A 13860-nucleotide genomic window follows, 5' to 3' on the forward strand; every position below is an offset into this window, starting at 1 on the left:
CATCATTCATCTTTAGGTCCCGCCATAAGTTGCGTCCAAATCCATCACATCCGCGCCAGGCGCAGATCGGACCACGTCTTTCCGGTCGCCCATTGAACCGCAATCCCCAATATGTCGAATGGCGCTTTTTTGCCATAAGCGCGTTTATGCTGATTCGCGCTTTTGTTTCTTTTGCACTCTTTTGCTTGGTCGATGCCAAGGTTAGGGGTTACGCCTCACCTGTTCAGACCAAGAAGACAGGTGAGGTAATGTGGTCCCAACGTGTGGTAACAAGCGATGCCATTCCGGCGTTCATCAAAAGAGGCGGAAAGCTCGAATACCTGCCGATTCACACCTCGAGCGGGTGGAATTGGGAGCTCTGGGCAATTTCGCCCGACGCAAGCAGAACGCATGTCGTTTCCTCAAAGACCGGGGAACCGCGCGTCTTCAAGACGGCTGACGCAGTGCTGGCTTTCCATCTGCGCCAGTATCCAGATGCGAGCGGCTTGTTTATTCCGGTTGCCCCGGAACAGCACGGGATCGCCGCAACCTGATTTCGGCCCGCTGCTGCTTGCGACCACGGTGTTCCTTAGCTGGAACACCGCGGCGCCGGCAGAGACCATCTCCCTGCCAGCCTTCCGCATTCTGGCCGAAAACTGCGCGCCTTCGGTCGCCCCTGATGTCATGGAAAAGATCGTCCGGGCGGAAAGTGGCTTTGATCGTTTTGCGATCGGCGTGAATGGCGCGAGCGCGCGCAGTTTCAGCCCCGAAAGCAAGGAAGACGCGCGGCGCATCGCGCGTGAACTGATTGCCCAGGGTCATTCCATCGACATGGGGCTGGGGCAGATCAACTCGAAGAATCTCGACTGGCTGAACCTGACGGTCGAGAGCGTGTTTGAGTCCTGCAGCAACCTCACGGCGGCCGAGACTGTGCTGCGCGACGGATATGACCGCGCCCGGGATCAGGGATCGAACCCGCACACTGCGCTGCATCAGGCCTTGTCAGCCTACAATACCGGCACCTTCACGCGTGGTTTCTCCAACGGCTACGTCGAACGTGTGATGGGCCGGGATGTAACCGTCCCTTCGGAAGACTTGCCGCACACCGTCAAGACCACCGCTCCGGCGGACACGACTCCGGTTTGGGACGTGTTCTCCGGTGGCTCTGCTTCGTCATCTCTCGTATTCAACTAGAAGGGCCCTCCCCGTATGAAATCATCCACCGCACCCTGCCGACAATTTGGCATATCGCTGAGCCTTGCTCTGGTGCTCCTGATCGGCTTTTCAGGCCCCGCCGCAGCCGCCGGGTTCACCGACTTCCTGAACAACGTGGTGGACGAGTTCAACAATGCCCGCCGCCCGCTGGCGCTGATCGCCATCATGATTGTCGGGTGCCTTTACATGTTCAACGTCATCGACATGCGGCGCACCGGCCAGGTGGCCATCGGTGTCATCGTGATCTTCGCCGCTGCGGAGATCCTCGACCTGATCATCACGTGATCCCATGTCAGAGGAACGGTTGAACCACGACAAGCTATATCTGGCGCTGACCCGTCCGGCCATGCTCTTCGGCGTGCCGATGGAAGCCGCTTTTATCTCAGTGCTGATCGGCGGTCTCGCAATGATCATCGGGGATTCCATTGCCTACCTGATCCTCATCGTGCCGCTTCTGGCCATTTCCCATTTCATCGTGAAGCGTGACCAGAACGCCTTTCGCATTCTCTTTCGCTTTTTCGACACTGGCGCAAAATGCCGAAACCGCACGCATTGGGGCGGCTCCTCCTCTTCACCGCTACGCGTTCAGCGCAAATACAGTATTGAGGAGATCGGCTGATGGGGTTCGGTCGGGCGATCAGACGGGAAAGGGCGGCGACCGAGTATCTGCCCTTTGTGCGTCATGCGGATGCGCGCACTGTCATCACCACCAATCGGGGTGCGTTTCAGATGCTCAAGGTCGATGGCGCATCGTTTCGTACCGCCGACACTAACGGCATCAACGCCCTGCATGATGGGTTGAACCATTCCATCCGCAATCTCGCCGACGAAGACCTGATGATCTTCACACATGTCATCCGCAGCGAGGACCCCCACTACCCAACCGGTGCGTTCCGCTCCGGGTTCGGCGCCTGGCTTGACGCCGCCTACAAGAACCAGATGCAGAGCAAGCGTCTGTTTCGCAACGACATCTACATAAGCCTTTACCTGCAGCCGCGCGGCCTGTCGGGAACTCGCTTCGCCAATGGGCTCAGGCGGGCTCGCAACAGCCAGACCGAGGCCGATCAGGACATGCTCGACAAGCTCGACGAAAAGGCGGCCCAGCTTACCCGCAACCTGTCCCGGTACGGTGCACGTCGGCTCGGGCTGGTCGACAACGACAGAGGCATTGTCTGCTCGGAACCAATGAGCGTCCTGCGCCAGATCATCACCGGTCGCCACGATCTCTTGCCGCTCGTGCGCGGCTCCATCGGGGCTGCCATCCACACGGACCGGGTGATCTTTGGCCGTGAGGCCCTGGAAATCCGTCACCCGGCGCAGTCCACATTCGGCGCCATGTTCGGTATCAACGAATACCCGTCGACCACCCGCCCGAACATGCTGGATGATCTGCTGGCCGCCCCCTGTCGCTTCGTGCTGTCGCAGTCGTTCCGATGTGTGGCGAAATCCGAAGCCATGAAGAGCATGACGCTCAAAGAAGGCCGCATGCGCAATGCCAACGATCCGGCGCATTCTCAGGCCGACGAGTTGCAGGCCGCACGCGACGAGCTGATGTCCGGACGTTTCGTCATGGGCGAGCACAACATGTCATTGCTGATCTTTGGTGAGGACCCTGCATCCGTGCGCAGCCTTGTGTCTGATGCCAGCACGCTTCTTGCAAATTCCGGCGCGGTTGTTGCCCGCGAAGATCTGGGGTTGGAAAGCGCGTTCTGGGCACAATTGCCAGGCAACCACTCCAAGCGCCTGCGCCCGGCCCTGATCACGGGCCGCAATTTCGCGGCGCTGTCACCGTTGCACAACTATCCGTTGGGCGATCGAAGTGGAAATGTCTGGGGCGCGGCGGTTGCAAAGCTGAAATCCAGTGCGGACAGCGCGTTCTATTTCAACTTCCACGTTGGCGATCTTGGCCACACCGGCATCTTTGGTCCCTCCGGAACCGGGAAAACGGTGGTTCTGAACTTCATGCTGTCCCAACTCGAAAAACTCTCGGTAAAGCGGGTGCTGTTTGACAAGGATCGAGGTGGCGAAATCTTCGTGCGGGCCTCGGGCGGAACCTATCTGGCTCTGGATACAGGGGAGAAAACGGGATGCGCACCGTTCAAGTCTCTGGAACTGACGCCGTCCAACCAAGCGTTCCTTGTGTCCCTGGTGAAAGCGATGCTCGCTGATACCCAACACCCGCTTACCGCCGAAGACAGGGACCGGATCGACACTGCCGTGTCGGGTCTTGCGAATGTGCCGCGGGATCAGCGTTCGGTCTCGGTGCTGCGCGAATTGATCGGGTTCGGTACCGGCGCGGCCGATGATATTGGCAACAGACTGGATAAATGGGCTGGCAGTGGCAGTCTGGCCTGGGTGTTTGACGGTGAAGCCGACATGATCCATCTCGGCGCCGATCTGATCGGTTTTGACATCACATCGTTTCTGGATGATCCGACCATCCGAAACCCCCTGATGATGTATCTCATGCACCGGGTTGAGCAGCTGATCACCGGCCAACGCATCGCGATTTTCATTGACGAGTTCTGGAAGGCGCTCGACGACGACTATTTTGTCGATTTCGTGAAGGACAAACTCAAGGTGATCCGCAAGCAGAACGGCATCATGGTCGCCAGTACACAATCGACTTCTGACGTGGTGAACAGTCCGATTTCCCGAACCGTCATCGAGCAATGTGCGACGCTGATCTTTTTCCGGAACGACCGAGCGAATGACTCGGAACTGGTTGGCCAGTTCGGATTGACCCGTCGAGAGTTACAAATCGTACGCGACGAGCTTTCAGTCGGTCAGTTTCTCGTAAAGCAGGGTGGCAACTCGGTTGTCTGTGAACTCGATCTGACCGGGCAGGACGATGCACTCGCGGTGCTGTCGGGCCGCACCGGAACAACCGCCTTGATGAACGCGATCAGATCCGATCATCCCGAGCCATCCAAGTGGCTCCCGATGTTTCATGCCAAACGAAAGGACATAAGATGAAGTTCAGGACGGCCCTGCTGCTCAGCGCCATTGCCTGCGCACCGCCGGCGTTTGCCGCCGGTGTTCCAGTGATCGACACCACCGCTATTGCCAATGCCAAGGCCGAGTTCGCCCAGGAAATCGCGCAGATGGTGAAGGAATTGGACGAAGCGAAACGACTTTACGATGCGGTCAACGGCCTGACCGACATGGCTGATGTTGTCGACGCCCTGAATGATCCCAATGTGCGCGAACTTCTTGGCCCGGATGCGATGGAGATTGCCAGCGCCCTTGATGTGAACATTGACGCGCTTGGTGATCTGGCTGGCAGCGCGAAAGGGTTCCTTGAGCAAACCAAAGTGGCGACATCGGACGTCTCCGCCGAGGATTTCTATCGTCAGGAGCTGGATCGGATCGGGGCGCGCTCAGCGCGGGATGCAGCGATCGGAGATCGCATCGTGAAATCCGCCGACGATCGTCTGGCCGGCCTGGAAAGGCTGCGCCAGGAGATCGGCCGCGCGTCCACTCAGAAGGACATCGACGCGCTACAGGCCCGCCTGCAGGTCGAAACCGCCATGCTGCAGAACGACACCAATCGCATTCAGGGGCTGGCAATGCTGCAAGAGGCCCAAAGCGAGGTCGAGGCGCAGCGACAGAGGGAAGTTGAAGTGGAGAACCGGGATCGGTTCGGCTCAGACATGGGGACATTATTCGGTGGTTAGTCGCATTCATACATTCGCCATTGTTGCGCTGGTAGTCGTTTCGGCCTGCCAAGAGAACGAGAACAAGACCGTAGAGTTCTTTCTCGAAAACCCTGAAGTGCGCGCTGAAACCCTTGCGGAATGCGAAGTGTCTGACGGCGCAACATTGGATGCAAACTGCAACAATGCGCTCGAAGCCGAAATGCGCTCGTCTGAGGCTGAAACGCGCAAGAAGAACCTTTCGGACATGAACACTCTGTTCGGAGATTGAAAGTAGATGCTGCAAGATTTGTACGATAGCTTCATAGCAACTCTGACCGCCAAAACCGATGCGGTATCAGCCGTTATGTCCGGCGCTCTTTCGGCGCCGCTCACCGCCGCTATGACGCTGTATATCATTCTGTACGGAATTGCAGTCATGCGAGGAGCGATCCAGGAGCCGGTTCTGGATTTTGCCATTCGAGGGATAAAGTTGGCAATAATCTGGGCGCTTGTCACCTCGGCTGACGACTACACGAAGTGGGTTAGCAGCACGATCAATTCGGCGATTCCTGACTTCATTGATACTCTGACAGGAGGTAGCGGCTCACTACCATCTGATCCGGTAATGGTGAAGGCTGGCGAAATTGCCAGCAAGGTGCAGGAAGAATACGCCTCACAGGGATGGGCTGGAAAAGCCTATGGCTATTTCATGAGCGGAATCGTGTTGGTTTGGGCCATTTTGTTCGCGGCTATCGCGTTTGTTGCGTCCCTTCTGGCCACTTTCGGCTTAACCATGATGGCAGCGATTGGGCCAATTTTCATTTGCTTCGCCCTGTTTGACTCCACTCGCAGCTGGTTCTTTGCCTGGCTTGGACAAATTCTGAACTGGGCGCTGGTCAAGGTATTGGTCATCGTTCTGACCGTTGTCATCGTAGCAATGCTTGGAGACGTCTATACGAAGATTGATGTCGTGGGAGGCATGGCGGCACTTGCCGCATTTCTTGTTGCCCTCAGCTGCGGGTTTGTCTTCTTCCTTCTTATTCCATCGGTTGCGTCTGGTCTTGCCGCTGGCGCCCAAGCCTCAACCGGCATGCTGCAGCGGTCGATCGAACGCAATCTGGGCCTTCCGACGAGCAGCGGCACGGGCAGTTCCAGGGGGAGCGCCGCCAGAACATAGCGCCGGGAACTTCCGGCACATCTCCTCACCGACCAAGGTAAACCAATGAAGAAAATGACCCTATTTGCCCTGCTCCTTGTGGCGGGATGCGCTACCCTTACGCCTTTGCCCAACGTTCGCGGTTCAGTTGTGCGCCCGCTCAACCCGACGGAGTGGGACTATCAGGACGCGCTTGAACGCAAGCAAGCCGAGATCGGCGTCGCCGGAAACGAGGCCGCAAATGATCCAGAATGACAAAGAACTGCGGCAATACCTTGCGGAAGCGCGCACCTATGATCAGGACCGACTGCTGGCCGCGCGGCGCTCGACTGTGTTGGCCTGGTCGGTCGCCGGCGTCGCCAGTATTACCGCCTTCGCCGGGGTCGTCGCCGTAACCGCCCTTGCTCCACTCAAATCCGTCGAACCCTTCGTGATCCGGGTCGACCAGGCCACCGGCGTTCCGGAGGTCATGACGGCGCTGACAGATGGGCAGCAAGTCTATGACGAAGCGATCACCAGATATTTCCTCGCGCTCTATGTACGGACCCGTGAGGGCTATTCCTATGCGGCGCGCGGGGTGATCTTCGACCATGTTCAGATCCTGTCGGGGCCGCAGGAACAGGCCGAATTCTCCGAGCGCTATAACGCCTCCAATCCGGACAGCCCGCAATATGTCTTTGGCAAGAAGACCAAGGCCGAAGTCCAGATAAGGTCGGTTTCCTTCCTGGACGATGGGCTGGCCCAGGTCCGGTTCTATCGGATCACCAGGAATGAGGATGAAGATGTCGAGCGCCGCAGCCAGTGGGTCGCTACCCTCACCTACACGTTCGACGGCCAGGCAGAAATCAGCGCCCAGGATCGCATGATCAACCCGCTTGGGTTCATCGTTACCAATTACCGCGCCGACCCGGAGGTGGTTGAATGAGATGTTTCGCATCGATGATTGCAGCCGCACTGTTGGTGGCCTCCCCAGCCCTTGGGCTGGACGTCCCAAACCCCAGCTCGTCTGACAGCCGCGTCCGCTCAGTTAACTACAACGAATGGGATGTCGTACGTGTCGTCGGGACCGTGCGCACGGCCGTGCAGATCGTGTTTGACCAATCCGAGGAAATTCTGGACGTGGGCGGCGGCGATACCGTGGCGTGGGAATTCAAGCCCCGTGGCAACATCCTCTATCTGAAAGCCCGAGAGCCCCACCCGCCAACAAACCTGCAGATTGCGACTGTCAGGTCGGACGGCACGACCAGAACCTACTCCTTCGAGCTGATCACCCGCGAAGGTGATATCATGGCAAACAACCGGGATGTCTATTTTCAGATAAGGTTCCGCTATCCGCGAGATGAGGCAAACGCCCGCCGTGAGACACGCGCGGCCGAACGCCAAGCCGCACAGGAGCAGGCCGCCCGCAGCCGACTTTCAGCCTCTGTTGCGCACTCCGGGACCAAAAACTGGCGGTATCTGGCCGCCGGATCACGCAATCTGCAGCCCGCATCCGTCTACGACAATGGCGACATGACGGTTCTGGCCTTCAAGCGCAGCAACCGCATGCCATCGGTTTACCTGGTTGAACCGGGCGGCGAAGAGCGCCTGGCCAACACCACCGTTCATCGCAACGAAGTCATCGTGCATGGCACCGCCCATGAAATCCGGCTGCGTCTCGGCAGCGATGTTACCGCGATCTACAACATGGGTGTGGACCAGGGTCACACCAAGATCAGCACCGGCACGACCAGTCATCATGTGGACCGCGAAATCATCGGAGGCACAAACTGATGGCAGCTGATGAGGATACAGCAGATGACGGGCGAACGCTGGACGGCGAGCGCGGAATCACCTCGATTGCCGCGAGTACGGGCAAGACCGGCAATGTCGAAATCAGCAAGAAGGTTGGGATCGCAGCTGGCATCGTCTTCCTTGGTCTGCTCGCCTGGCTGCAATGGCCCGCGAGCGAAGAACAGGCAGCAGAGGAAGTGACGGAGAGCACGCGCCGCATTCGCGCCGGCAGCGCGTTCCAGCCTGCGGATATCGGCGAGTCTCAACCTGAAGCCGCGCCTGCCGCCACCGCCCGGGAGGTTGCCGATCAACCCGTCGGGCCGATCGAACAGATCAGGCTTGAACAGAACCAGCACACGGCCGAGCCGTCAGAGGCCGAACTGCTCTTTGAAAGCTCAAAGCGCGCGCCACTGATGGCATTTGAAGGATCAGCGCAGGCCGACCCGGCAACAGGCACTGAAATGTCCGCCGAAGAGAGCCTGTTCGGACCACCCGATGGCGGACCAGGTCAGGGCAGGACAGGACTGGCAGGGGATCTCCAAACCACCAGGATCTCGGGATCGATGGCCTCCGTCCTGGAAAACCCGCACCTGACCATCACCCAGGGCACGCTCATTCCCTGCGCGCTGGACACGGCGATGGATTCCTCCCAGCCGGGGATGGTGCGTTGCACGGTGACCAATGATGTCTACTCGACAATGGGAACCGTTGTTCTGCTGGAGAAGGGGAGCAGGATTGTCGGCCAATATCGGGGCGGGTTGCAGCGCGGCACAAAGCGGTTGTTCGTGATCTGGACGCGGGCAGAAACGCCCAATGGTGTGATCGTCACCCTGGACTCGGCGGGAACCGATGCGCTCGGCCGCGGCGGGTTTGACGGAGATGTCGACACCCAGTTCTGGACGCGGTTTGGCGGCACCATGCTGTTGTCGGTCATCGACGATGCCCTTGCCGCCGCCGTGGTAAGCTCAAGCAACGCCGATAAGCTGGAAAACACCAGTAACGCGGCAAGTGACGTGGCCTCGGTGGCACTGCAGAGCAGCATCGATGTGCCCATCGTTCTGCGCAAGAACCAGGGCGAAAGCGTCGCGGTGATGGTCTCCCGCGATCTGGACTTCTCGTCCGTCTACCGCCTGAAACCCCGGTGATCCGGCATGCATGATGGAGCAATGATCGAACAGGCCGTTCTGAGGGCACCTGCGGGGCTTGCGTCGTTCCTGGCCCCGCTTCAACACCATCTCAACCGATCCGATGTCATCGAGCTCTGCATCAACCGCCCACAGGAGTTGTTCGTGGAAACCTGTGAGGGCTGGAAGGTCGAGCAGATCGAGGCGCTCAGCTATTCCCATCTGAACGGCCTCGCGTCAACGGTTGCAAGTTTCACCCGGCAATCCATCGGCCCGACAAAGCCGATCCTGTCCGGAACACTTCCCGGCGGCGAGCGTATCCAGATCGTGCTGCCTCCGGCAGTGCCGCAGGGAACAATCAGCATCACCATTCGCAAACCGTCGGAGCGCATATTCACGCTGGAGGACTTTGAAAAAGCCGGCATGTTTGAGGGAGTTCTGACCAAGACACGGACGCTTTCCACAGTCGATGACAGCCTGCTCGATCTCTACAAGGCAAAATCCTGGAAAGCCTTCCTGAAAGGCGCCGTCAGAAACAAGAAAAACATCCTGGTGTCTGGCGCAACCGGGTCCGGAAAAACCACCTTTGCCAAAGCACTGATCCCAGCGATCCCCGCGGATGAACGTATCCTCACGATCGAGGATACGCTGGAGTTGGCGATCCCTCAGCCCAACCACGTCCGCCTGATCTATTCCAAAGGAGACCAGGGGCAGGCCAGAGTGTCGGTGCGCGACCTGCTTGAAACTGCATTGCGCATGCGCCCGGACCGGATTTTCCTGCAGGAACTGCGAGACGCTGCGGCCTTCCATTACCTGCGCAGTGTCAACACCGGGCATTCCGGCTCGATCACCACCATACACGCGAACACAGCGATGCTGGCCTTTGAACAACTCGCGCTGCTGGTCAAGGAAAGCGACGCCGGCCGAGACCTGAAGCGCAACGAAATCAAGGAGATGCTGTTTCAGATGGTAGACGTGGTGGTCCAGGTAAAGCGAACCAACGGTCACTTTCATATCTCCGAGATTTTTTATGACCCAACGCGGAAACTCGAAGAGGCTAAGACATGATCCTGGAACGCTGGCCCGACCTGTCACCCACCACAAAAGGCACGTTTCTCGGATTCTGCGCCGTTCTCTCGGTCGGCGGCGGCCTGGCGCTTTCAGGACTTGTCTTGAGCCGGGGTCTCAATCTCGCCATTGATCCGCTCAGCGACCTCCTTCTCTGGCCGCGTGTCGCCTTGTCCGAATACTCGGATACGGAAACGGCAAAATGGGTCAAGCTCGGTGGCTATGCCGGTCTGGCGCCAACGTTGCTGATCACTATGGCTTTCCTGAAGAACCGACCCAAACAGGATCTGCACGGCAAAGCGCGATTTGCGTTGGACCAGGATATCAAGGCGGCCGGTCTGCGCGCGACCAACGGGCTGATCGCCGGGTTCACCGGCCCCCTGCCCTCGCGCAACTACGGCAAGCCGGTGGACAGGTTTGGCCGCGTTGTTGAAGACGGATCGATCAAGACCGCCGCCGCCGGCCATCTGACGTCCAAGAACCTGCTGTCCTATGGCGGACCCGAGCACATGTTCCTCTATGCCCCTACCCGATCGGGCAAGGGTGTCGCGGTGGTAGTCCCCAACCTGCTAAACTGGCCCGGGTCCGCAGTGATCCTCGACATCAAGAAGGAAAACTGGACGCTGACGGCGGGTTTTCGCAAGAGCGGCGGTCAGGTCGTGTATCTGTTTGATCCGATGGAACCCTCCGGCAAGACCCATCGCTGGAATCCCTTGTCGACCGTACGCCGGGGCGGGGATTTCCAGATCGAGGATTTGCAGCGTCTGGCTGATCTGTTCATTCCGGTGCACTCCAAGGACCCGTTCTTTGACCGGGCGGCGCAAACCGCCTTTGTCGGCGTCGGTGGCTATCTGGCCGAAACTCCTGATCTGCCCTTTACGCTGGGCGAGATCTTCCGACAGCTCACGCTGACCGGCAATATCGTTGAGACCTTCAAGGACCGGATCAAGAAGCGAAAAGACGACGGGCACCCCCTGTCCTGGCAAACCGAGGCGGCTCTGACCGACTTCATATCCAAGTCCGAAAACACCTTTGAAAGCGTCAAATCGACGATCACTGCCAACCTAGGCCTCTTCGCCAATCCGATGTTGGACCGGGCAACGTCGCATTCCGACTTTGACTTTGCGGACCTGCGCAAACGCCGGATGTCGATCTATGTCGGGATCACGCCCAACAATCTCGGTCGTCTCGGACCACTGCTGAACCTGTTCTTCCAGTCCTGCGTGGATGCTAACATGCAGGAGCTCCCCGAAAACAACCCGGCTCTGAAACATAAGGTTCTGCTGTGCATGGACGAGTTTGCCGCCGTGGGGGAATTGCCATCCTTCAAACGCGGCATCGGCTATTTCGCCGGGTATGGGCTCAAGGTCTTGACCATAATCCAGACTCCCGCCCAGCTTTCCGACATTTATGGCGTCGACGGTGCCGCCGCCTATATGGACAATGCCGGCGTTGAGATCGTGTTCACTCCGAAGAGCCTAAAGGAAGCCCGCAATCTATCGGAACGTTTCGGCACGTTTGCGATGGAAAGCAAAAACGAATCCCGCGCAAAACACCTCGCCGACAGCAAGGGCACGACTATCAGCACCACTGAACAGAAACGCGCCCTGATGATGCCGCAGGAGTTGTTGGCGATGGATCAATCAAAGGCTCTGGTCATCATCGCAGGGCAACCGCCGGTGCTGGCCAACAAACTCCGATATTACGCCGAAGCGGTGTTTCTGGAACGCGCTAGAATTCCGCCCCCTGATGTGCCCTCTATCATCAAAGGCGCAACCAGCGATGAACTTGCCGATGTGAAGGCCGAAAACCTCCGCCAGCGCGCAGAGTTGGGCGCGGTCAAAGAACAGCTGGCAAAGATCACCGCCCTGGTCGCCTATCGCGACGAGAACGTCGCCAACGGCCAGCCGGCCAGCGTCGACATGACAGATGAGGAAATCGCCAACCCCGAAACCATTTTGCCCGAGCGCCTGACTCTCGATCACTCCGCCGCTCGGAGCCAGTTGCACGCTCTGAAAGCGTCGGGACAATTGGCAACCCGGGACGGCGTCAGGGATTTGCTGTCATCGCTTGGTGTCAAACCTCACGACACTGCAATCCAGGACACTGCCAATCAGAGGGACGTGAATGTCTGAGGTCGAGACCAAAACTGAACATCCGTTTGCCCTGTCCGACGCGAACTCGGATCGGGTGGAGCAATTTGCAACGGCGGCGGCGGCCGGGCGCGCTTTTGCCGATGCAAACGCGGAACTGCGGCCGCATGTGACTGAGCGCCTCGGGACCTCTGCAAGAACCGTCGCGCAGACCGTTGTAATAGCGGACAAGATACAGAAATCCGTACCGACCCTGGATAACGTGCGATCGGACCCGATCAATGTTGACGCCGAAGGAAAGCTGAAAGACGGGATAGGGCAGACCAATGTTGAATTTTGGACGGCGTTTCATTCCCGGGTCCTCGAAAAGGCGCAAGAGATGAGCAAAGATCCGAAAGAGATCCAACCCGTGAAAAAGACATCCCCTGCGCCGCTGCCATATATCTCACCCACGGTAGATAGGACGCCTGAAGGATCGGCCGAGTCAACACCGCCACACCCGGCAAAGACACCCGAAGACCGGTTCTCGATGCCCGCCAGTTTCCAGGAGCGGTTCATTCTCACGAAGGAAACCGACCGGCAGGAGTTGTTCCGGTCCTATGACGACACGCGCCCGGTGATTTCGGATCGAGGCGAAAGCCTGCACACCAAGAGTGCGGACCGCAGCACTGCGATGGACATGATCGAGCTTGCCGCGCATCGCGGATGGTCTTCCATGAAGGTGAAAGGCCCGGAAGAATTCCGCCGCGAGATGTGGATCGAAGGCACCGCCCAGGGCATCCGGGTGCAGGGATATCGGCCCAACGATAAAGATCGGGCCGAGGCTGAGCGCCGCGCCGAGATGATCGGGGAACGCGTCATTGAACGCACCGACCTCGAACCAAAGGCCGGTCGCACACCACAACAGAATGAACAACACCCTTCCCCGTCAAACGTCGTTCCCATGGTCGATTACAAGAGGGGAATCGAGGGCACGATCACCGATATTGGCACCGCACCGTACCGCGACCGGGAAGGGGCCGCCAACACACCCTATGTGGCGCTGGATATGCCGGATGGGCGATCTCACAAGCTTTGGGGCGTCGCGTTGCCGGACATGATTGAGCGGAACCAGCTCAAGGTCGGGGACAGGGCGACCATCCATGACGCGGGCAGAAAAGCCATCACTGTAAAGGAACGCGATCCCGTAACCGGCGAAGAAAGCGACAAGCAAACCTTCCGCCGGGAGTGGGGTGCACGCGACATCGAACGGACGCAAGCGCGCGAAAGCACACAGGTCGCGCCCGTTCAGCAGTGCGATGAAGCCGTTGTCGAGACGGCATCTCCCTCGGGTCAAAGCAAAGCAGAACCCGTACAGCAACCCGATTCACGCGAGAACCTCGAAAGCAAACGTCAACCACAACAAGATCGCGACGCCGACCGGCTCGAAGAACGGTTGACCCAAAAGGATGCGGCGCGAGATCCCATGTTGCGTGGCGCGGCCAGCACGATTGCGCGGCTTGAGGCGGAAATGCTGGCTGCAGACGTTCCCGAGAAAGATCGCGCAGAAGTACGCACGCTCGCATCGCAGGAGCTGGCGCAAGGACTGCGAGCGGGCCGGACGTATGACGTTCAGCGCCTCGCCAATGTCTCGAAATCCCAGGTCATGGCGGCGAAATCCCTGAGTGCCAAGGACATTGCACAGATCATCGAGCAGGCCCGTGTTCGAACGCCCCCGAATATTCCGAGATCAGCAGAAGGCATTGCGGCGCAGGGTGATCGGGTGCGCGAACACGCTCCTCAACCGGATCGTGCGAGGGATCGGTAGGTCAAAA

15 protein-coding genes are annotated in these 13860 nt (G+C 58.8%); all 15 read left to right on the top strand.

The window, feature by feature from the left end:
- The first annotated feature begins 92 nt into the window (after positions 1 to 92).
- From QO231_RS12835 to QO231_RS12905, 15 genes are read left to right on the top strand one after another with little or no spacing between them, the layout of a single operon-like run.
- On the top strand, positions 93 to 533 hold the full coding sequence (locus QO231_RS12835; protein WP_316776863.1) for a hypothetical protein: 441 nt from the start codon (positions 93 to 95) through the stop codon (positions 531 to 533).
- Positions 499 to 1173 (top strand): lytic transglycosylase domain-containing protein, encoded by a 675-nt coding sequence (locus QO231_RS12840; RefSeq protein ID WP_316776866.1) that lies wholly within the window; start codon positions 499 to 501, stop codon positions 1171 to 1173. Before QO231_RS12835 ends, QO231_RS12840 begins: the two co-directional genes overlap by 35 nt.
- 15 nt (positions 1174 to 1188) lie before the next feature.
- Complete coding sequence (locus QO231_RS12845; RefSeq protein WP_316776869.1) at positions 1189 to 1479, top strand: TrbC/VirB2 family protein; 291 nt, start codon at positions 1189 to 1191, stop codon at positions 1477 to 1479.
- 19 nt (positions 1480 to 1498) lie between these two features.
- Entirely contained in the window at positions 1499 to 1813 is a 315-nt protein-coding gene (locus tag QO231_RS12850; RefSeq protein ID WP_316776871.1) for a type IV secretion system protein VirB3, read from the top strand.
- Positions 1813 to 4170, top strand: coding sequence for a VirB4 family type IV secretion/conjugal transfer ATPase (locus tag QO231_RS12855; RefSeq protein ID WP_316776873.1), 2358 nt, complete (start codon positions 1813 to 1815; stop codon positions 4168 to 4170). The genes QO231_RS12850 and QO231_RS12855 overlap by 1 nt, the downstream gene beginning before the upstream one ends.
- Positions 4167 to 4871, top strand: coding sequence for a P-type DNA transfer protein VirB5 (virB5, locus tag QO231_RS12860; protein WP_316776875.1), 705 nt, complete (start codon positions 4167 to 4169; stop codon positions 4869 to 4871). Before QO231_RS12855 ends, virB5 begins: the two co-directional genes overlap by 4 nt.
- On the top strand, positions 4864 to 5121 hold the full coding sequence (locus QO231_RS12865) for an EexN family lipoprotein (protein ID WP_316776876.1): 258 nt from the start codon (positions 4864 to 4866) through the stop codon (positions 5119 to 5121). Before virB5 ends, QO231_RS12865 begins: the two co-directional genes overlap by 8 nt.
- A gap of 6 nt (positions 5122 to 5127) precedes the next feature.
- Positions 5128 to 6009, top strand: coding sequence for a type IV secretion system protein (locus QO231_RS12870; protein ID WP_316776878.1), 882 nt, complete (start codon positions 5128 to 5130; stop codon positions 6007 to 6009).
- 45 nt (positions 6010 to 6054) lie between these two features.
- The gene (locus QO231_RS12875) at positions 6055 to 6243 is read left to right on the top strand and encodes a hypothetical protein (RefSeq protein ID WP_316776881.1); all 189 of its coding nucleotides are present in this window, start codon (positions 6055 to 6057) and stop codon (positions 6241 to 6243) included.
- Positions 6230 to 6913 (top strand): virB8 family protein, encoded by a 684-nt coding sequence (locus tag QO231_RS12880; RefSeq protein ID WP_316776883.1) that lies wholly within the window; start codon positions 6230 to 6232, stop codon positions 6911 to 6913. Before QO231_RS12875 ends, QO231_RS12880 begins: the two co-directional genes overlap by 14 nt.
- Entirely contained in the window at positions 6910 to 7761 is an 852-nt protein-coding gene (locus QO231_RS12885) for a TrbG/VirB9 family P-type conjugative transfer protein (RefSeq protein WP_316776885.1), read from the top strand. Before QO231_RS12880 ends, QO231_RS12885 begins: the two co-directional genes overlap by 4 nt.
- The gene (virB10, locus tag QO231_RS12890; protein WP_316776888.1) at positions 7761 to 8906 is read left to right on the top strand and encodes a type IV secretion system protein VirB10; all 1146 of its coding nucleotides are present in this window, start codon (positions 7761 to 7763) and stop codon (positions 8904 to 8906) included. Before QO231_RS12885 ends, virB10 begins: the two co-directional genes overlap by 1 nt.
- A 6-nt stretch (positions 8907 to 8912) precedes the next feature.
- Positions 8913 to 9953, top strand: coding sequence for a P-type DNA transfer ATPase VirB11 (gene virB11 / locus QO231_RS12895; protein ID WP_316776890.1), 1041 nt, complete (start codon positions 8913 to 8915; stop codon positions 9951 to 9953).
- Complete coding sequence (locus QO231_RS12900; protein WP_316776892.1) at positions 9950 to 12088, top strand: type IV secretory system conjugative DNA transfer family protein; 2139 nt, start codon at positions 9950 to 9952, stop codon at positions 12086 to 12088. Before virB11 ends, QO231_RS12900 begins: the two co-directional genes overlap by 4 nt.
- On the top strand, positions 12081 to 13853 hold the full coding sequence (locus QO231_RS12905) for an LPD7 domain-containing protein (protein WP_316776894.1): 1773 nt from the start codon (positions 12081 to 12083) through the stop codon (positions 13851 to 13853). The genes QO231_RS12900 and QO231_RS12905 overlap by 8 nt, the downstream gene beginning before the upstream one ends.
- Positions 13854 to 13860 lie beyond the last annotated feature (7 nt).

The organism is Sedimentitalea todarodis (genome assembly GCF_032595355.1).
Classification (GTDB): domain Bacteria; phylum Pseudomonadota; class Alphaproteobacteria; order Rhodobacterales; family Rhodobacteraceae; genus Sedimentitalea; species Sedimentitalea todarodis.